Annotated in this window: 21 protein-coding genes and 1 pseudogene; 13 read left to right on the top strand and 9 right to left on the bottom strand. The window is 72.2% G+C overall.

Annotation, left to right across the window (positions count from 1 at the left end; translation table 11 throughout):
* Positions 1-2: 2 nt before the first annotated feature.
* Positions 3-752, bottom strand: coding sequence for a TetR/AcrR family transcriptional regulator (locus ABZ795_RS15555; protein WP_327026850.1), 750 nt, complete (start codon positions 750-752; stop codon positions 3-5).
* A gap of 95 nt (positions 753-847) precedes the next feature.
* Between ABZ795_RS15555 and ABZ795_RS15550 the strand changes: the two genes are divergently transcribed.
* Both ABZ795_RS15550 and ABZ795_RS15545 read left to right on the top strand, forming a co-directional pair.
* Positions 848-1,798: an ATP-binding cassette domain-containing protein gene (locus ABZ795_RS15550; RefSeq protein ID WP_357530818.1), complete on the top strand. Its 951-nt coding sequence runs from the start codon at positions 848-850 to the stop codon at positions 1,796-1,798.
* A complete protein-coding gene (locus ABZ795_RS15545) occupies positions 1,791-2,555 on the top strand; it encodes an ABC transporter permease (RefSeq protein WP_327026848.1) in 765 nt (254 codons plus the stop codon). Before ABZ795_RS15550 ends, ABZ795_RS15545 begins: the two co-directional genes overlap by 8 nt.
* Before the next feature lie 102 nt (positions 2,556-2,657).
* Here ABZ795_RS15545 and ABZ795_RS15540 read toward each other — a convergent pair whose 3' ends face one another.
* The 3 genes from ABZ795_RS15540 to ABZ795_RS15530 all read right to left on the bottom strand — a co-directional run bounded on the left by ABZ795_RS15540 (position 2,658) and on the right by ABZ795_RS15530 (position 5,063).
* Entirely contained in the window at positions 2,658-3,161 is a 504-nt protein-coding gene (locus ABZ795_RS15540; protein WP_327026847.1) for a hypothetical protein, read from the bottom strand.
* A gap of 72 nt (positions 3,162-3,233) precedes the next feature.
* Positions 3,234-4,865 (bottom strand): RecQ family ATP-dependent DNA helicase, encoded by a 1,632-nt coding sequence (locus tag ABZ795_RS15535; protein WP_357530817.1) that lies wholly within the window; start codon positions 4,863-4,865, stop codon positions 3,234-3,236.
* Positions 4,866-4,940: 75 nt separating this feature from the next.
* Positions 4,941-5,063, bottom strand: a complete 123-nt coding sequence (locus ABZ795_RS15530) for a hypothetical protein (protein ID WP_327026845.1) — start codon at positions 5,061-5,063, stop codon at positions 4,941-4,943.
* Positions 5,064-5,183: 120 nt separating this feature from the next.
* Between ABZ795_RS15530 and ABZ795_RS15525 the strand changes: the two genes are divergently transcribed.
* The 8 genes from ABZ795_RS15525 to ABZ795_RS15490 all read left to right on the top strand — a co-directional run bounded on the left by ABZ795_RS15525 (position 5,184) and on the right by ABZ795_RS15490 (position 11,098).
* Positions 5,184-6,734 carry a glycoside hydrolase family 3 protein gene (locus ABZ795_RS15525; RefSeq protein ID WP_357530816.1) on the top strand — a complete coding sequence of 517 codons (1,551 nt, stop codon included), beginning with the start codon at positions 5,184-5,186 and terminating at the stop codon, positions 6,732-6,734.
* 53 nt (positions 6,735-6,787) lie between these two features.
* Complete coding sequence (locus tag ABZ795_RS15520) at positions 6,788-7,153, top strand: hypothetical protein (RefSeq protein WP_357530882.1); 366 nt, start codon at positions 6,788-6,790, stop codon at positions 7,151-7,153.
* A 60-nt stretch (positions 7,154-7,213) separates the two neighbouring features.
* Positions 7,214-8,035, top strand: a complete 822-nt coding sequence (locus ABZ795_RS15515; protein WP_327026843.1) for a DUF1206 domain-containing protein — start codon at positions 7,214-7,216, stop codon at positions 8,033-8,035.
* Between the two features lie 105 nt (positions 8,036-8,140).
* Positions 8,141-9,331, top strand: coding sequence for a mechanosensitive ion channel domain-containing protein (locus ABZ795_RS15510; protein WP_357530815.1), 1,191 nt, complete (start codon positions 8,141-8,143; stop codon positions 9,329-9,331).
* 243 nt (positions 9,332-9,574) lie between these two features.
* Complete coding sequence (locus ABZ795_RS15505; RefSeq protein ID WP_357530814.1) at positions 9,575-10,045, top strand: phage holin family protein; 471 nt, start codon at positions 9,575-9,577, stop codon at positions 10,043-10,045.
* The gene (locus ABZ795_RS15500) at positions 10,042-10,362 is read left to right on the top strand and encodes a DUF3618 domain-containing protein (protein WP_357530813.1); all 321 of its coding nucleotides are present in this window, start codon (positions 10,042-10,044) and stop codon (positions 10,360-10,362) included. The genes ABZ795_RS15505 and ABZ795_RS15500 overlap by 4 nt, the downstream gene beginning before the upstream one ends.
* A complete protein-coding gene (locus ABZ795_RS15495; RefSeq protein ID WP_327026839.1) occupies positions 10,359-10,631 on the top strand; it encodes a DUF4235 domain-containing protein in 273 nt (90 codons plus the stop codon). The genes ABZ795_RS15500 and ABZ795_RS15495 overlap by 4 nt, the downstream gene beginning before the upstream one ends.
* Positions 10,632-10,894: 263 nt before the next feature.
* On the top strand, positions 10,895-11,098 hold the full coding sequence (locus ABZ795_RS15490; protein ID WP_007458127.1) for a cold-shock protein: 204 nt from the start codon (positions 10,895-10,897) through the stop codon (positions 11,096-11,098).
* Between the two features lie 183 nt (positions 11,099-11,281).
* On the opposite strand, the gene ABZ795_RS15485 is transcribed toward ABZ795_RS15490, so the two are convergent.
* Positions 11,282-11,476 carry a hypothetical protein gene (locus ABZ795_RS15485; protein WP_327027173.1) on the bottom strand — a complete coding sequence of 65 codons (195 nt, stop codon included), beginning with the start codon at positions 11,474-11,476 and terminating at the stop codon, positions 11,282-11,284.
* 50 nt (positions 11,477-11,526) lie between these two features.
* Positions 11,527-12,510, bottom strand: a complete 984-nt coding sequence (locus tag ABZ795_RS15480; protein WP_357530812.1) for an aldo/keto reductase — start codon at positions 12,508-12,510, stop codon at positions 11,527-11,529.
* Positions 12,511-12,692: 182 nt separating this feature from the next.
* Between ABZ795_RS15480 and ABZ795_RS15475 the strand changes: the two are divergent.
* Together ABZ795_RS15475 and ABZ795_RS15470 are read left to right on the top strand one after the other, a co-directional pair.
* Positions 12,693-12,959, top strand: a pseudogene (locus ABZ795_RS15475) (trans-aconitate 2-methyltransferase); the annotation flags it as partial.
* Positions 12,956-13,981, top strand: coding sequence for an adenosine deaminase (locus ABZ795_RS15470; RefSeq protein WP_357530811.1), 1,026 nt, complete (start codon positions 12,956-12,958; stop codon positions 13,979-13,981). The pseudogene ABZ795_RS15475 and the gene ABZ795_RS15470, both read left to right, overlap by 4 nt.
* 240 nt (positions 13,982-14,221) lie before the next feature.
* On the opposite strand, the gene ABZ795_RS15465 is transcribed toward ABZ795_RS15470, so the two are convergent.
* Together ABZ795_RS15465 and ABZ795_RS15460 are read right to left on the bottom strand one after the other, a co-directional pair.
* A complete protein-coding gene (locus ABZ795_RS15465; RefSeq protein WP_357530810.1) occupies positions 14,222-15,616 on the bottom strand; it encodes a HAMP domain-containing sensor histidine kinase in 1,395 nt (464 codons plus the stop codon).
* A gap of 29 nt (positions 15,617-15,645) precedes the next feature.
* Positions 15,646-16,335: a response regulator transcription factor gene (locus ABZ795_RS15460; protein WP_357530809.1), complete on the bottom strand. Its 690-nt coding sequence runs from the start codon at positions 16,333-16,335 to the stop codon at positions 15,646-15,648.
* A gap of 74 nt (positions 16,336-16,409) precedes the next feature.
* On the opposite strand from ABZ795_RS15460, the gene ABZ795_RS15455 reads away from it, so the two are divergent.
* Positions 16,410-17,330: an ADP-ribosylglycohydrolase family protein gene (locus tag ABZ795_RS15455; protein ID WP_357530808.1), complete on the top strand. Its 921-nt coding sequence runs from the start codon at positions 16,410-16,412 to the stop codon at positions 17,328-17,330.
* A gap of 11 nt (positions 17,331-17,341) precedes the next feature.
* On the opposite strand, the gene ABZ795_RS15450 is transcribed toward ABZ795_RS15455, so the two are convergent.
* Positions 17,342-18,166, bottom strand: a complete 825-nt coding sequence (locus ABZ795_RS15450; RefSeq protein WP_357530807.1) for a DUF1775 domain-containing protein — start codon at positions 18,164-18,166, stop codon at positions 17,342-17,344.
* Between the last annotated feature and the right edge of the window lie 147 nt (positions 18,167-18,313).

Here is an 18,313-nt window from a genome sequence, read left to right as displayed (position 1 = left end):
GCTCAGGCCGGGCCCGAGGCGCGGTTGCGGATCAGCACCTCGACCCCGTCGAGCATCCGTTCCAGGCCGAAGCGCCAGTCCTCGTCGGGGTGCTCCTCCTCGTCGAAGGTCTCGGCCAGCAGTTCGTGGATGGCGGGGTACGGGCCGGGGGCGGTGAGCACGGCCAGGTTGCGCCAGTAGCGCAGGCCCACCTCCTCGGGGGTCTGCCCGGACCGGGCGGCGGCCTCGGCGAGATCCACACTGATCATGGCCCAGCTGCGCGCGTACCCGCTGACCAGCATGATGGTGGAGATCCGCTCGGTGGCCCGCAGCCCGGTGCCGCGCAGGGCTACCAGCCCGTACTCGAACCAGCGGACCTGGTTCGGGTTGATCGGGGGGCCGCTGATCGCCACATGTCGCATCCAGGGCTGTCGGCGCAGCGCCACGAGGTTGCCCTCACCCCAGCGGGCCAGGGCGGATCGCCAGCCCTCCTCGGGGCCGCGAGGTGGCGGCGGCGGGCCGAAGGCGGTGTCGACCATGAGGTCCAGCAGGTCGTGTTTGGTCGGTACGTACCGGTACAGCGACATGGTCGACACCCCCAGCTCGCTGGCGACCCGGCTCATCGACACCGCGGGCAGCCCCTCGGCCTGGGCGACCTGGATGCCGGTGGCGACCACCTGTTCCAGGCTGAGACTGCGCTTGGGGCCCCGACTGGACCGGTCGCGCAGCCCCCACGCGAGCGCGATGTTCTCGGGCAGTTCGACCTCGCCCACCCCACCTCCCAGTAACGGCTTGACCGCCATCCTATCTTCTGCGTACGGTCTACGCATTAAAGCGTATGCCGTACGCAGATCAACGGAGGTGGATCATGACCAACGGACCCCCGGCGGTGGAGCTGGAGGACCTGCGCAAGACCTACGGCAGGCTCGTGGTGCTGGACGGGCTGACCATGCGGGTGGCCACCGGCGGGGTGCACGCCCTGCTGGGCCCCAACGGGGCCGGCAAGACCACCACGGTGCGGATCCTGGCCACCCTGACCCGCCCGGACTCCGGCACCGCCCGGGTGGCCGGGCACGACGTGCGGCACCACCGGCGGCAGGTCCGGCGGGTGATCAGCCTCGCCGGCCAGCACGCCGCCCTGGACGACGGGCAGACCGGGGTGGAGAACCTGACCATGCTGGCCCGGCTGACCGGGCTCTCCGGACCGGCCGCCCGCCGCCGGGCCGCCACCCTGCTGGAACGGTTCGACCTCGTCGAGGCCGCCGGTCGGCGGGTGCGGACCTACTCCGGGGGGATGCGCCGTCGGCTGGACCTGGCGGCCAGCGTGGTCGGCACCCCCTCGGTGATCTTCCTGGACGAGCCGACCACCGGGCTGGACCCCCGCAGTCGGCAGGGCCTGTGGGAGGTGATCGGTGAACTCGCCCAGGCCGGGGTCACCGTGCTGCTGACCACCCAGTACCTGGAGGAGGCGGACCGGCTGGCCGACCGGATCACCGTGCTGCACCAGGGCCGGCTGGCCGCCGAGGGCACCGCCACCGAACTCAAGCGACGGTTCGGGGCCCAGCGACTGGAGCTGATCTGGCGGGACCCGGCCGGATTCGCGCAGGTGGCGCAGCGCTTGGGCGACCGGGTCCTGGGCCAGGATCCGGCCCGGCTGGCCCTGGCGGTCAGCACGGACGGCAGCGCACCGCAGGTACGCCGACTGCTCGACGAGATCGACCCGGACCGGCACGGGGTGGTCCGGTTCACCGTCCGCGAGGCGACCCTGGACGACGTCTTCCTGACCCTCACCGGCCGACCGGAGGTTACCCATGTCTGAGCTGGCGCTGCGGGGTGCCCAGACCGGGGTGATGATCGGGCGCTGCGTCCGACTCTCCCGGCGCAACATCGACGCCCTGCTCACCTCGCTGGTGTTGCCGGTGCTGCTGATGCTGCTCTTCGTCTACCTCTTCGGCGGGGCGATCGACACCGGCTCGGCCTACGTGACCTACGTGGTACCCGGGGTGCTGCTGCTCTGCGCCGGGTTCGGGGCGGCGGGTACCGCGGTCAGCGTGACCACCGACCTGACCGAGGGGATGATCGAGCGGCTGCGCACGATGGACGTGGGAGCCACCTCGATCCTCGGCGGGCACGTGGTGGCCAGCGTGGCCCGCAACCTGGTGGCCACCAGCCTGGTGCTGACGGTGGCCGTGGCCATCGGGTTCCGGCCGGCCGTGACGCCGGTGCGCTGGCTGGCCGCCGCCGGGCTGCTGGTGTTGTTCCTGCTGGCGGTCTCCTGGGTGTCCGCGGCCTTCGGGCTGCTGGCCCGTACCCCGGAGGCGGCCAACGGCTACACCTTCCTGGTGATGTTCCTGCCCTATCCGAGCAGCGCCTTCGTACCGGTGGAGACCATGCCCGGTTGGCTGCGCGGCTTCGCGGAGCACCAGCCGGTCACCCCGGTCATCGAGTCCCTGCGCGGCCTGCTGCTGGACACCCCGGTCGGGTCGGCACCCGCCCGAGCGTTGGCCTGGTCCCTAGCCATCCTGACCCTAGGCATGCTGCTCTCCGCAGTGCTCTTCCGCCACCGGGTCACCTGACCCCCGCCCCGCACGTGTCGATCATGACGTTAGCGGTAGTTCGAAGATCGACAACTGCCGCTAACGTCATGATCCACGGGGTGTTTTGGGTGGGGGTGGGGGTCAGTCGTTGAGGACCTGCTGCAGGCGGTCGCGGAAGCGGCGCTCCGAGGCGCTGACCACGCTGCCGCCCAGGCCCAGGACCCCGCCGCTGCTGGCCGCGCCGACCACCTGGTCGGCGATCTCCACCAGCCAGTGCCGGTACGCCCCGGCCTCCCCCTCGTCGACCTTGGCCGCCAACAGTTCCATGGCCGCCTTGGCCCGGGCCAGCACGTCCTCCGCGTAGCCGCGCGGGTCGGCGGGGGCGATGGCGGGCAGTTCCTCGCCGGCCTCCGGGTCGCCCACCCGGGTAACCAGTTCACCGGCGACCGCGGCCACCAGGGGACTGGCGGACTCCCGGCCGGCGGAGATGCTCTCCAGCCCGGCGGCGCTCTCGGCCATCGTCGCCTTGGTGCCGTCGGACTCGGCCGCGCTGGCCGCGGTGAGCACCGACTGCGGCAGACCGACGAGCAGCCCCCACTCCTCGTCGGTGAAACCGAAACCGGTGTACGCCGGCTGTTCGATCATGTGCCTCTCCCGCTCGTCGTCGGTCTTTCCCTCGGCCGGACCCGGGTCGGTGCGGCCGACGGCTGGCCCAGGTTAATCCAGCGACAGCAGCCCTTGTTCGGACACCACGCTGACCGACAGGGTCTTGTACCCGACCTCGTCGAACAGCACCGTCATCCGGCCCTCCTCGTAGCTGAGCACCAGGCCGGGCCCCCACTCCGGATGCCGGACCTGGCTGTGCACCGGGAAGGGACCCACCGCACCGTCGTCGGCGACACTGGTGCCGGCGTGGCAGTTGTCGCAGTGCCCGCAGATCTCGCTCATCTGTTCCCCGAAGTACGCCAGCAGGGTCTGTCCCCGGCAGGCGCTGGTCTCGGCGAAGGCACGCATCATGTCGGTACGCGAACGGGTCAGGTTCTGTTGCCGTTCGGCCTCGGCCAGGGCGGCCTCGGCGGCCTGGACGGGGGTGGGGGAGTAGCGGGGTGCCCCGATCCGCTGCCCCGCCCGGGGTTGGGCGGCCCCCACCTGTTCCAGCAGCGCCAGGTACTGGCCGAGCTTGCGGGGGCCCAGGCCGGTGGTCTCGCGCAGTTCCTTGCGGGTGCTCGGGCCACTGCGCAGCAAGGCGGCCAGGTCGCGCAGCTCGGTGAGATCCGGCAGGCCACCGCTGAAGTACCGCTGCAACCCGATGTCCTCGGCCTGCCAGAGCAGCAGGACCCGGGCGGGCTGGCCGTCGCGTCCGGCGCGACCGATCTCCTGGAAGTAGCTGTCCGGCGAGTCGGGCAGGGCCATGTGCACCACCCAGGCGATGTTGGGCTTGTCGATACCCATGCCGAACGCCGAGGTCGCCACCATGATCGGCACCTGGTCGGCGAGGAAGGCCTCGTGCAGGCGGGCCCGGGCACCCCCGGCCATCCCGCCGTGGTAGTACTGCGCCGGGAAACCGGTCGAGGTGAGTCGCTCGGCCAACTCCTCGGCGGCGCGCCGGGTGGGCAGGTAGATGATGCCGGGCCGCTCGTCCTGCTCCAGCAGGGCGATCAGCCGCCGCCACCGGTAGTCCTCGGTCGGGCAGTGCGCCACCTCCAGGAAGAGGTTCGGCCGGTCCAACCCGGAGACCACGATCTCCGGGTCGCGCAGCCGGAGCCGGGCGACGATGTCCTCGCGTACCGGTGGGGAGGCGGTAGCGGTCAGCGCCACCACCGGCGGGCGGCCCAGGCCCTCGATGAGCTGCCCCAGGGCCAGGTAGTCCGGGCGGAAGTCGTGTCCCCAGGCGGAGATGCAGTGTGCCTCGTCGATGGCGACCAGGGCGGGCTTCAGCTCCCGCACCTCGGCCAGTCGCTCGGGGTTGGCCAGCTGCTCCGGGGTGATGAACAGGAACTCCGCCCGGCCGTCGCGGATCTCCGCGATCGCCTCGGCCTGCTGGCTGGGCGACTCGTCCGAGCTGATCCGTACCGCCCGCAGCTCCGGTCGCTGGCGCTCGTTGAGCGCGGCGATCTGGTCCTGTTGCAGGGCCAGCAGGGGCGAGATCACCACGGTGGGGCCGGGGATCAGGCTGGCCGGGATCTGGTAGATCGCCGACTTGCCGGCGCCGGTGGGCAGGACCACCAGGGCGTCGCGGCGCTTCATCACGGCCCGCATGGCGGCGAGCTGGTTGGGCCGCAGGGTGCTCCAACCGAACAGGCTGCGAGCCGCGCGGCGCAACGACATCGAGTGCGTGGTCAGTTTCATCGAGGGCCGCAGGTACCCGGGCGACCTGATGCCGAAACCGGACCGGCTCCCGGGTCGGGCCACCTCACCGGCGGTTCAGCGCCGGAACATCGCCCGGATCGCCAGCAGCAACAGCAGGCCGCCGACCACCAGGCCGAGCAGGCGTACGCCGGGGATGTCGGCCGGGCTGGTCGCGTCGCTCAGCAGCAGCAGCTCCATCCCCGCACTCTCGCCGGGCAGCGCTCCCAAGGCAACTGTAAGGTTTATTGACTATTCCCGGGTGCGAGTGTGACCATGGCTGAACCGTCGGGTGACGGTACGAAGTGGAGGAGAGCAGGCATGAGGGCGTCCAACGGAAACCTGGCGGCGCTGGCGAACGCGGTGCTGCAGCCCGGTTTCGTCGGGACGGTCCCGCCCGACTGGGTCCGTCGCCTCCTCGGCGAGGGGCTCGGCTCGGTCGTCCTGTTCAGCCGCAACGTCGTAGACCCGGAACAGGTCAGCGCGCTGACCGCGGCCCTGCGGGCGGAACGCCCGGAGGTGATCGTCGCGATCGACGAGGAGGCCGGCGACGTCACCCGGATCGAGTGGGTACGGGGCAGTTCCCGGCCGGGTAACCTGGCCCTCGGCATGGTGGACGACCCGGCGCTGACCGAGGAGGTGGCCCGTGATCTCGGCGCCGAACTCGCCGCCGCCGGAGTGACCCTGAACTACGCCCCGGACGCCGACGTGAACTCCAACCCGGACAATCCGGTGATCGGGGTGCGCTCCTTCGGCGCCGACGCCGCCCTGGTGTCCCGGCACACCACCGCCTGGGTACGCGGCCTGCAGTCCAGCGGGGTCGCCGCCTGCGCCAAGCACTTCCCGGGCCACGGCGACACCCATGTCGACTCCCACCACGATCTGCCCCGGATTACCGCCGACCGGGCCCGCCTGGCGGCCGTCGAGCTGGCCCCCTTCCGGGCCGCGGTCGCCGCCGGGGTGCAGGCCGTGATGACCGGTCACCTGCTGGTGCCGGCGCTGGACCCGCAGCTCCCGGCCACCCTGAGCAGTCGGATCCTCGGTGGCCTGCTCCGGGAGGAGTTGGGCTTCCAGGGGGTGGTGGTGACCGACGGGATGGAGATGCGGGCGGTGTCCGGCCGGTACGGCCTGCCCGGGGCGGTGGTCCGGGCCCTGGCCGCCGGAGCGGACGCGATCTGTGTCGGCGGCGAACACGCCGACGAGCAGGTCGTCGACCAGCTGCGGGAGGCCATCGTCGGCGCGGTCGTCTCCGGGGAACTGCCGGAGGAACGACTGGCCGAGGCGGCCAAGCGGGTCGGCCAACTGGCCGCCTGGACGGTGGCCGCCCGAACCGCGACGGTCGACGGCCGGAACGGGTCGGTCGAGGGCCGGACCGGGTCGGGCGACGGCTGGGCCGAGGGGGCCGGTTCGCGGGTCGGGCTGGCCGCCGCCCGCCGGGCGGTCCGGGTCACCCACACCGACGGGCAGCGGACCCTGCCCCTGGACGGCGCCGCGCATGTGGTGGAGTTCGCCCCACCCCACCACCTGGCGATCGGTACGGACACCCCCTGGGGGGTGGCCACCCCCCTGGCCGAGTTGCTGCCGGGCACCACCGGAGTCCGCTACACCGAGGAGGCCACCCCGGCCGATCCCAGCGCCGGGGCCGCCGGTCGCCCCCTGGTCCTGGTCGTGCGGGACCTGCACCGGCACTCCTGGATGCGGGCCGCGGTCGACCGGGCCCTGACCACCCGACCCGACGCGGTGGTGGTGGAACTGGGGGTCCCCGCCCTGGTCACCGGGCCGGTGCACATCGCCACCCACGGCGCCACCCGGGCCTGCGGGCGGGCCGCGGCCGAGGTGCTCAGCGGGGTCGCCGGCACCCCCGGCTGGTGATCAGGTCGCGTACCGATGGGGATTCGCGGGTCTTGCGTACCCTTGGCGGCGTGATGAACCGACCCTCCGCCGGTAAGACTTCCCCCACCTTTCCCCGTAGGCTCGCCGGCCTGCTGGCCGGGCTGGCCCTGGGCACCGCCCTGCTGGCCGGTTGCAGCTCCGAAGGGGCCAGCACCGACTGCGGACTGGACGCCTGCACGGTGACCTTCGACCGTGGGGTCGAGGCCAACGCCAACATTCTCGGTGTCGAGGCCAAGCTGGTCGGCGTCCAGAACGACCAGGTCACCCTCGACATCGCCGGTGAACAGTTGACCCTCACCGTCGGCCAGCAGGCCACCGAGGTCGGTGGTCTCGCGGTCACCCTGGACAGCGTCACCGATTCCCAGGTCGCGGTGCGAATCTCCCGCAACCCGAGCTGACGGTCACGACGGGCGGCGGCGCCACGTTTGGAAATCTTCGCGTCCGGTGATTGAGAGCCCATGTCTCTCACCCGGAACGCCGAAGCCACCGCCGCCCGTACGGCCGACAGCCGGTGGCTGGAACTCCTCGCCCGGGCCGGTTTCATCGGCTACGGGATCGTCCACCTGTTGTTCGGCTGGCTGGTCCTCCAGCTCGCGTTCGGCAAGTCTGCCGACGACGGCGACCAGTCCGGCGCGCTGCGCACCCTCGCGGCGCAACCCATGGGCAAGTTCCTTGTAGTCGCGATCGCCGTCGGGATGCTTGCCATGGCGATCTGGCAGGCCCTGGAGGCGGCCGTCGGGCACCACGCCGCCCAGGGCAACGACCGGACCAAGGAGCGGGTAGTCTCCGCCGCCCGGACGGTCATCTATCTCTGGCTGGCCTGGACGGCCTGGAAGGTCTTCTCCAACGCCAACTCCGACAGCGCCTCCCAGCAGGAGGAGCTCACCGCCCGGATGATGGAGTCCACCGGTGGCCGCTGGCTGGTCGGCCTGGCCGGCCTGGTCCTCGCCGGGATCGGTGTCGGCATGGTCATCTACGGGGCCAAGAAGAAGTTCATGAAGCGGCTGAAGACCGGCGAGATGAACGCCCGGACCACCCAGCTCGCCCGCCGTCTGGGCATGGCCGGCTACATCTCCCGAGGCAGCGCCTTCGCGGTCACCGGTCTGCTGGTCGTGCTGGCCGCGGTCAACTACGACCCGGAGAAGGCCCGAGGGCTCGACGCCGCTCTGCGTACCCTGCGTGACCAGCCCTTCGGCACCATTCTGCTGCTCCTGATCGGCCTGGGCATCGCCGCCTTCGGCGTCTACTGCTTCCTCCAGTCCCGCTACCGCAAGGTCTGATCCTCCGGCCGGCCACCGCCTCCCAGCGGTGGCCGGCGGCGGCGATCCGAGGCACGATAGCCCCTTTGTGCGGATCTTGCCGTCGGCTCGGAGGAGGAGCAACACGTGCACAGCTATCTGGTTACGGTCGTCGCCGCGCTCGCTGCGGCGGCGACCGCCGTCGTCGTCGTAGAGGTGGTGCATCGGCTGATCAAACGATGGGGCCGCCGTTCGGTGCTGCTGACCGAGTTGGCCGAGCACGCCCACCGGGCCGCCCAGGTGGCCGCGACCGTGTTGGCGGTGCAGTTCGCCATCCGGTTCAGCACCGGGTACGCCGTCGGCACCGCCTGGCGTCAGGTGCTGCTGCATCTGCTGGTGCTCGCGGTCATCGCCGCCACCGCCTGGCTGGTCACCTCCCTGCTGGTGGTGGTCGAGGACACCGCCCTGGCCCGGTTCCGGGTAGACGTGCCGGACAACCGCCAGGCCCGCCGGGTGCGTACCCAGGTGGTCATGCTCCGCCGGGTCACCATCGTGGTGATCGTGATCCTCACGGTCGGCGTGATGCTGATGACCTTCCCGGCCGTACGCGGCATCGGCGCCGGGGTCCTGACCAGCGCCGGTGTGGTCGGTATCGTCGCCGCCCTGGCCGCCCAGAGTCTGCTCGGCAACCTCTTCGCCGGGCTGCAACTGGCCTTCAGCGACGCAGTCCGGCTGGACGATGTGGTGGTGGTCGAGGGGGAGTGGGGTCGCATCGAGGAGCTGACCCTCACCTACGTGGTCGTGCAGATCTGGGACGACCGGCGGCTGATCCTGCCCACCTCCTACTTCATCAGCACCCCCTTCCAGAACTGGACCCGGACCGAGGCCGCCGTGCTGGGCACGGCCGAGTTCGAGGTCGACTGGTCGGTCCCGGTGCAGGCCATGCGGGAGGAGTTGCGTCGCCTGGTGGAGGGCACCGAGCTGTGGGACGGCCGGGTCTGCGTACTCCAGGTGACGGACGCCACCGGCGGCATGATCAAGATTCGGGCGTTGGTGAGCGCCGGCAGCGCCGGGGCCCTGTGGGACCTGCGCTGTCTGGTCCGGGAACACCTGGTGGCGTGGGTACGCGACCACCGGCCCACCGCGATGCCCCGGCTGCGCGCCGAGGTCGGCGACGGTGCCGGCACCCTGCCCTGGCAGTGGGTACGACCCGCACGGGCGCCCCGCCGGCACGCCGAGGTGCCGGACGACGCGCGCCTGTTCGGCGGCAGTGACGACGGCGAGGCCCGCAGCGAGGCCTTCGTCGGCCCGGAGGAGCCCGCACAGACCCGCCACTGACCCCCCGCCCGGCCGGGCCGCGCCGCTGGGTCCCCGGCTGCTCGGGGCAGAGAAACCGCCCTGATCCGGAGGGAAACCACCGGAGGCCGGGTTTGTCGCCGGGTTTTCCGGGGACCTGCTGCGGGACGCTTCTGTCCCATCTCTCGGTGCCTGCCGCCGGGCGGAAAGTCGACCATCCGCAGGCAGGATTGACCGGCGCCGAGTTCGGGCATACAGCGCGAAGATGAACGAGAGGGGGACAGCATGGCCGACGTGGCGAACATCCGGGCATCCCACAACGGGAGGACATCCCACAATGGGCGGACGCCCCACGGTGGGGGCGAACCGTCCACCGCCGAGTTGGTCCAGCGGGCGGCCGAGCAGGTCTCCCGCCTGGTACGCGACGAACTGACGCTGGCCCGCGCCGAGGTGACGGAGAAGGGCAAGCGGGCCGGCATAGGGGTCGGTCTGCTGGCCGGGGGCGGGGTCTTCGCGTTCTTCGGTCTCACCGCGCTGATCACCACCGCGATCCTGCTGCTGGCCCTGGTGCTGCCGGCGTGGGCCGCCGCCCTGATCGTGGGGGTGGTCATGTTCCCGATCGCCGGGGTGCTCGCCCTGATCGGACGACGGGAGCTTCGTCGGGCGGTGCCGCCGGTGCCGCAGGCCACCGTGCGCAGCCTGCGCGCCGACGTCGACGTGGTCAGCGCCGCCGTCCGGGACAGGGGGCGGGCATGACACGCAACGGCAGCGGTGACACCGAGGCGCTGCGGGAGGAGATCCAGCGCACCCGGGTCGAGCTGGGCGAGACGATGGAGGCGCTGGCCGCCAAGGCGGACATCAAGAAGCGGCTGAAGTCCTCTGCGGACCAGACCCGGGAACGGGTACGGGACCAGGCCGCGGTGACGGTGGCGCGGATGCGCGCGCAGACCGGGATGCGGCGCGACGCCACCACCGGCAGCGCCCGCAGTGGTCCGGCACCCTTCGTGGCGCTGGCCGCCGGGGCGGTCGTCGCCGCGGTGATTCTGGCCATCATCCAGGGGAGGCGTGGATGAGCAACACAATCGGCAAGGCGGCCTACCGGCCGGTCGGCGTGCTGATGGGGCTGGCCGCCGGTGCCCTCGCCGGCGTCATCTTCCGTCAGGTGTGGAAGATGACCGCCGGGGATGGTGAGGCGCCCAACCCCACCGACGAGGACCGCCGGTGGGCCGAGATCCTGGCCGCCGCCGCCTTGCAGGGTGCCATCTTCTCGGTGGTACGGGCCGCTGTGGACCGGGGTGGAGCGGTCGGGGTACGCCGGTTGACCGGCAGTTGGCCCGATTAGACCCGCCCGGTAAGGGGCCCTTCGACTCATGCGCGGCCACCACCTAGTGGGCCTGACCTATCCGTCAGGTCACATGTCGGAGAATTTCGTCCGGTAGGCTGTGCAGAGTTTTTGCGTACGTGGTTTGCTATTCCACGCTGTTGAGAGATGGCGTGGGTTGAGAGAAGTCTCCTTCACCGGGGGCCGCCTCAGGCGCCGCTGCTCGAAAACGGCCAACCGGCCGCACCGGCGTGCTTGGCCGCCAGTTTTAGAAGGAGATTCAGATGGCGCAGGGAACCGTGAAGTGGTTCAACGCAGACAAGGGCTTCGGCTTCATCACCGTCGATGGCGGGGGTGCTGACGTGTTCGTCCACTTCTCGGCCATCCAGACCAGCGGCTACCGCTCGCTGGAGGAGAACCAGCGGGTGGAGTTCGAGATCGCCCAGGGCCAGAAGGGTCCGCAGGCCGAGCAGGTCCGCCCCCTCTGACAACACCGGTCGGCGGCTGCCGGCCAGTGGCGAGGCCGCCCCAGACATCGGTGTGAAGCCCCGCGTTCCTACCGGACGCGGGGCTTTCCCGTGCGCGGGGCCCTTTCGTGCTTGGCCCGGGGCGAATCCACCTCCGACCGTGCCGGCCGCATCCCGTACCGGACCCTGAGGTCCGGTACGGGATCAGCGGCGGTTGCGGGCCCGTACCCCCAGCCAGAGCAGGACCAGGCCGGCCACCATCAGCACCGGGCCGATCACGGCCCAGATCCGCTGGCCGGCCATCACACTGCCCTCGACATAGCCCAGCCCCTGCACCGTGCAGGCCGCGCCAAGGACCACCCCCAGCAGGCCGAGGGTCAGCCGGAACCAGCCGCTCATCACGACCTGTTTGTCCTCGGGCCGGTCGGTGACCCCGCCGGACGGTTCGTTCACCATCGGTGATGCACCTGCGGTCGGATCAGCTCGTCGTAGACCGAGGTCACCTCGGCCAGTTCCGATGTCGACAGTGGCGGCTGACCGGCTGCGGCGACATTGGCGCGGGCCTGTGCCCCGTCCCGGGCCCCCGGGATGACCACGGTGACCCCCGGCTGGTCGAGCACCCAGCGCAGGGCGAACTGGGCCATCGTCCGGTCGTCGCCGACCAGGGGGGCCAGCCGGCGTACGGCGGCCAGGCCGGTGGCGAAGTCGACACCGGAGAAGGTCTCCCCGACATCGAAGGCCTCCCCGTGCCGGTTGAACGACCGGTGGTCGTCCGCGGCGAAGGTGGTGTGCTCGTCGTAGCGGCCGGAGAGCAGCCCACTGGCCAGCGGAACGCGGGCGATGATGCCGACCCCGGCGCTGGCGGCGGCCGGCAGCACCCGCTCGATCGGCTTGTGGCGCAGCGCGTTGAGGATGATCTGGACGCTGGCCACCCCCGGCCGGGCGATCGCGGTCAGGGCCTCCTCGCAGGTCTCCACACTGACCCCGTACCCGGCGATGCGCTTCTCCTCGACCAGGGTGTCCAGGGCGTCGAAGACCGCGTCGTCGGCGAATACCACCGTCGGGGGGCAGTGCAACTGCACCAGATCCAGAGTGTCCATTCCGAGGTTCGCCCGGGACCGGTCGGTCCAGGCCCGGAAATTGTCCAGGGTGTACGCCTCGGGGGCCTGCGGTACCCGGCGGCCCATCTTGGTGGCCACCGTCAGTGCGGCCTCCGGGTGGGCGGCGCGGAACCGCCCGATCAGCTGCTCGCTGCGTCCGTCGCCGTACACGTCCGCGGTGTCCAGGAAGGTGACCCCGGCCTCGACGGCGGCGCTGAGCACCTGCATCGCGTCGTCCTCGCTGACCGTGCCCCAGTCGGCGCCGAGCTGCCAGGCGCCCAGGCCCACCACGCCGGCCTGCCGGCCGAGTCGGGGGAAGGTGCGTTGCTCCATGGGGGGAGCCTAGTGGCCACGGTTGCCACCGGCCGGGTCGGGCCATAATCTAGCAAGACGTACGTACGGTTTTTATTTGTGTGGGGTCTGGATGTGGGCCCGAAGGTCTGTCGGCCTGGCAGGCCGACCTGCTCCCGTGGCCGCCCGCCGAGCCGGTCTCCGAGTCGCTGGTCGCCGCCGACTGCACCGTGGACGCCTGGGAGACTATCTATGTGCACCTGCTGGCGGCCCCGCCCGACGCGGACCATCCGGTGTTGACCTGGATGGAGGGCACCGCCCTGCGCCCGGTCCGGGCCGCGCTGGACCCCGCCCGCTGGTCGGCCTTCCGGGCCGCCCTGGGGGTACGCCTGACCGAGGCGTACCCGGTGCGGCAGGGGCAGGTGTACTTCCCGTTCCGCCGGATCTTCGTCGTCGCCCGGACCGGCGCCAGCGCCCAGGAGAGTCTGTGACCGATCTGCCTACCTTCATCGCCGGACTGCCCAAGGTGGAGCTGCACGTGCACCACGTCGGCTCCGCCCTACCCCGGATCGTGGCCGAGCTGGCCGCCCGGCACGAGGGACGCACCCCGGTCCCGGCGGATCCGCAACTGCTGGCGGACTACTTCGTGTTCCGCGACTTCGCACACTTCATCGAGCTGTACCTCAGCGTCGTGGATCTGATCCGCGACCAGGAGGACGTCTGGACCCTCACCCACGAGGTGGCCCGGGAGTTGGCCCGCCAGCAGGTCCGCTACGCCGAGCTGACGGTGACCCCGTACTCGCACGTGCACCGGGGCATCCCCGCTGAGGCCTTCTGCGAGGCCATCGAGGACGCCCGCAAGCGGGCCGCCGCCGACTTCGGCATCGAGCTGCGCTGGTGCTTCGACATCCCGGGGGAGGCAGGCCTGGCCGCCGCCGAGGAGACCCTGCGGATCTGTCTGGAGCAGCGACCGGAGGGGCTGGTCAGCTTCGGTCTGGGCGGGCCGGAGATCGGGGTGCCCCGCCCGCAGTTCAAGCCCTACTTCGACCAGGCCCGGGCGGCCGGGCTGCGGTCGGTGCCGCACGCCGGGGAGACCACCGGCCCGCAGACCGTCTGGGACGCCCTGCGCGAGCTGGGGGCCGAGCGGATCGGGCACGGCATCTCCGCCGCCGGAGACCCCAAGCTGCTGGAACACCTGGCCGAGCGGCAGATCCCGATGGAGGTGTGCCCGACCTCCAACGTGCGGACCCGGGCGGTGCCGCGCATCGAGGAGCACCCCCTGCCCCGGCTGGTCGAGGCCGGGCTGCTGGTGACCATCAACTCCGACGACCCGCCGATGTTCGGCACCACCCTCAACGACGAGTACGCCGTGGCGGCCCGCCTGCTGGAGGCCGGTCCGGCGCAGGTGGCGCAGTTGGCCCGCAACGCGGTGACCGCGTCCTTCCTGGACGGGACCGGCAAGCGGCGGATCCTCGAGGAGATCGACGCCTACCTGGCCACCGCGTCGGCCTGAGAGACCCGAGCCGATCGAGGGGCGCGCGGCGGAAGAGAAGGTATGTGGGGGGACCGTGTCTCCCGCCGCGCGCACGGCTCCACCGGCCGATGCGCTGGGAGCGGAAGGCCGGGGGAACTGCTGGTTTCGCCCCGAATCCTGACAGTGCTCGGCCGGTGCCGGGTGGGGATTAATCCGGATCTAAGGAAGACTTGCGCCGGGGCACAAACCGAACGGTCATCCCCGGATCTTCCGGGCGATTCAGCTGTCCGTAGGACGCTGCCGGGGCCACCGGCGTCCACTGCTCTTCTGCTCCCGGGCCATCCGGCCCACCAGGCCGAACCGGCTGACCTGCCGGGGGGTCGCCTCCGGGTCGGCCAGCAGCATCACCACGCTGGCCCCGCCCAGCCGCGCCCGGTCGATGCTCACCGAACCGTTGGCCTGCAAGGCCACCCGCTTGGCGATGTCCAACCCCAGACCGGTGGAACCCTGGTCGCTGGCACCCCGGCGCAGGGCCCGGTCCGCGTCGGCGATGCCCGGCCCGGCGTCATCGATCCGGATGGCCACGTACCCGTCGCGCCGGGAGACCGCCACCTCGAAGGCGGTGCCCTGCGGGGTGTAGCGGAACACGTTGCCGATCACCGCGTCCAGGGCGGCGGCCAGCTCCGCCCGGGGCACCGGCGCGGGGATCCGCAACTGGGCCCCGATCACCCGGTACGGGCGGTTCTGGTCACCGGCCAGGGCGGCCCAGAAGACCATCCGCTCCCGGACCACCTCGCTCACATCACACATGGCCGGACCGGCCTCGGTGGCCACCGCTTTGCGGGTGGTCTTGATCAGGGTGTCGATCTCACCCTCCAGGGTGACGATCGCCTGCCGGATCCGCCGGATCCCCCGCCGGTGATCCAGCTCCGCCTGGCTGAACGATCCCACGCTGGTGTCGTCGGACTCCAGGGCCTCGGCATCCAGGCGCAACACCGTCAGGGGGGTACGCAGCCGGTGCGACAGATCCGCCACGAGTTCCCGTTCCTCCGTGCGGGCCGCGACGAAACGCTCCGCCATCCGGTTGAAGGCGTGGCCCGCCTCGGCTAGCTCCCGGGGGCCGCTGGGTTCGACCCGTACCCCCAGGTCGCCGTCGCTCACCGCCAGGGCCGCCTTGACCAGATCCCGGGTGGCGTCCACCGCCCGGGCGGCCACCCGGTCCACCACCAGCACGGCGGCGCCCACCAGGGCCACGGCCACCCCGGCCAGCAGCAGCCACCGGTTGCCGGCGCCCTCGTCCAGGGCGGAGTCGGAGACGAAGACCTCCACCACGGCGGTACGGTCGGCCAGCACCACCGGATCCAGCCGCAGCACGCCCCCGTCGACCTCCAGCACCAGGGACCGCCGCTCGGAGCGGGCCTGCGCCAACTGCCCGGCCTCGGCGCGTCCGGCCGAGGGGACGTCTTCCAGGCCGTGCACGACCGGGCGGGTCGCCGGATCGTCGCCACTGGCGTCGATCGCCCGGGCCACCACCTCGGGTTTCGTGCTCACCGCCAGGGCCCCGGTCACCAGGGCGCTGCGTCGGGCCGCGTCGGCGATCGCCTCCTCCCGGGCCTGCGCGCCCAGGGTCAGCCCCAGCGGCACCAGGAAGGTCAGCGCCAGCAGGGCCCCCATCCCGGCCGTCAGCAGGGCCAGCGACCGCCTCAGTCCGGGGCGACCAGCCGAAAGCCCACCCCCCGCACGGTGCGCAGGTAGCGCGGTCTCGCCGCGGACTCGCCCATTTTGCGCCGTAGCCAGTACAGGTGAACGTCGATTGTCTGATCCTCGCCGACCGATGGCTGCCGCCATACCTCCTCCAAGAGCTCCCGCCGGGACACTACCCGGCCCGGGCGGGCGGCGAGATACGCCAGCAGGTCGAATTCCTTTCGGGTCAGCGCCAGGGCCACCCCGTCCAGCTGCGCGCTGCGTTCGCCGAGGTCAACCCGCAGGCCACCGACGGTCAGCACCACCGGCTGCTCCGCCCGGCTGGCCCGCCCCACCCGGCGCAGCACGCTGGTGATCCGGGCGTCCAGGTGGGCCCCGGTGAAGGGCTTGACCATGTAGTCGTCCGCCCCGGCGCGCAACAGCCGCACCACGGACTGCTCGTCGTCTCGGGCGGTGGCGATGATGACCGGCACGTCCGTGATGCCGCGCAACATCCGCAGGGCGTCCGAGCCGTCCAGATCCGGCAGCCCCAGATCCAGCACGACGAGGTCAGGTGCCTCCGCGGCGACCCGACGCAGGGCGTCCAGGGCGGTGCCCACCGCGTGCACCGCGTGGCCCCGATCGGTGAGGGAACGAAGCATCGCGCCGCGTACGACGTGATCGTCTTCGACCAGGAGGACGGTGGCCACCCCAGCACGGTACTCGGCGCGACGCACCGGGCGTTGTTGCGGCCCACCCCGGAACCCGCCAAGCTGGTCCAACGATGACCTTCACCCTCTATCCGGACACCCGACTGATGCTGGCCCGGGACAGTCTCGCCGGCCTGTCGGTCGGCGACGCCCTGGGCTCCCAGTTCTTCGTACCCGGCCGGGCCCCCGGGGACCTGGCGGCCGGTCTGCTCCCGCCACCGCCCTGGCAGTGGACCGACGACACCGAGATGGCCTGCTCGGTACTGACGGCACTGGCCCAGGCCGGCACCATCGACCGGGACACCCTGGCGGTCGACTTCGCCCAGCGGTGCGAACCGTACCGGGGTTACGGCCCGGGTGCGGTGCGCATCCTGCGGTTGATCCGTACCGGCACCCCCTGGCCGGTCGCCGCCGCCTCCGCCTTCGACGGGCAGGGCTCCTGCGGCAACGGCGCGGCGATGCGGGTAGCCCCCCTGGGGGCCTGGTTCGCCGACTCCACCCACCGGGCCGCCGCCCAGGCGCGGGCCTCCGCCGAGGTGACCCACGCCCACCCGGAGGGCATCGCCGGTGCGGTGGCGGTGGCCGTGGCCGCCTCGTTGGCCGCCCGGGCCCGCCTGGACGGGGACCGCCCCGCCCCGGCCCGGTTGCTGGCCGCGGTGGCCGCCGCCCTGGACCCGGCGACCGAGGTGCACCAGGGGGTACGCCGGGCGGTTGGGCTGCTCGGCCGTCCCCTGGCCGAGGTGGTGGCGGCCCTCGGCAACGGCGCCCGGGTCACCGCCCAGGACACCGTGGCCTTCACCCTCTGGGTGGCCGCCACCCACCTGGCGGACTACCCCTCGGCGGTGCGGGCCTGTGTCGAGGCGGGCGGGGACGTGGACACCACGGCCGCCATCGTCGGCGGGGTGGTGGCCGGATACACCTCCGTGGGTACCCCCGGCGGGGTTCCCAACGACTGGCTGGCGGCCCGGGAACCGCTACCCGACTGGGTCGACTGACCCGGGTCGGCTCAGTGCCCGGCGCGGGCCGGCTGCTCCCGCTCGGCGGCCGGTGCCGTCGCCTGCTCCGGGCCTTCCCGCTCGGCGGCCGGTGCCGCCGGGTCCTCGGAGAGCACCGAGCGGTCGATGGTGTCGCCGCGACGGCGCCGGCTGATCAGCCAGCCCACCACCGCGCCGCCACCCAGACCGGCGACCAGACCGGCGGCGAGCAGACTGTTGGCGTTCGGACCGGTGTCGCCCGGGGCGGCCGACCCTGCGGTCGGGGCGGCACCGTGTCCACCGTGCGCGGGGTAGGCCGGATCGCCCGGGGTCAGGGTCAGCGGCGGCAGCGGACGCTGACCGGGCCCGGCACCCCAGTGCACCTGGATCCCGTCGGCGTAGGTCTGGGTCAGCTCGAAGGTCACCTGCTCGGCCTGGGGCAGGGGAGCCATCGAGAAGGCCAGCCGGGCCGGCCCGGCCTCCGCCGGACCGGGGGCCCGGGTCCAGGTCAGGGCGGCCGTGACGACATCGGTGGGCGGACCGTGCAGGCCGGCCACCGGCACCTGGAGCCTGCGGGGGGTGATGGTCGGCGCCCAGCCGGGCACCGACAGCGGATACACCTCCGCGATCGGCGGGTCCACCGGCATCCGGATCTCGATGCGCTCGGTACGCACCCCCGGCCGTTCGTCCGGCACGGTGAACTCCATCTTCACGGAGTTGCCCTGCTGCGCCTCGGTCGGGGTGAAGCTCACCCCGTCGGCCCAGGCCGCCGTCGGCCAGAGCAGCACCAGGGCGGTGACCAGTACGGCGACCGGCCCGCCCCGGCGTCGACGGCCTCCACCGCACGTCCTCGCCATCCGGGTCCCCATCCCTGTCCCAGGACCGGAACCGACTCCGGTCACATCAGGTAGTTCGGATGCCGGGCCGGAAAGGTTCAACGACGGCCGGCCCCGGTTCCGGCCGGGGCAACGGGCCCCCGGCCGGTATCGGCGGCGCTCGCCTGC

This window comes from Micromonospora sp. NPDC047134 (assembly GCF_040643455.1).
Classification (GTDB): domain Bacteria; phylum Actinomycetota; class Actinomycetes; order Mycobacteriales; family Micromonosporaceae; genus Micromonospora.
Note: the sequence above shows the minus strand (reverse complement) of the source record. Positions and strands in the feature narration are given on the sequence as shown.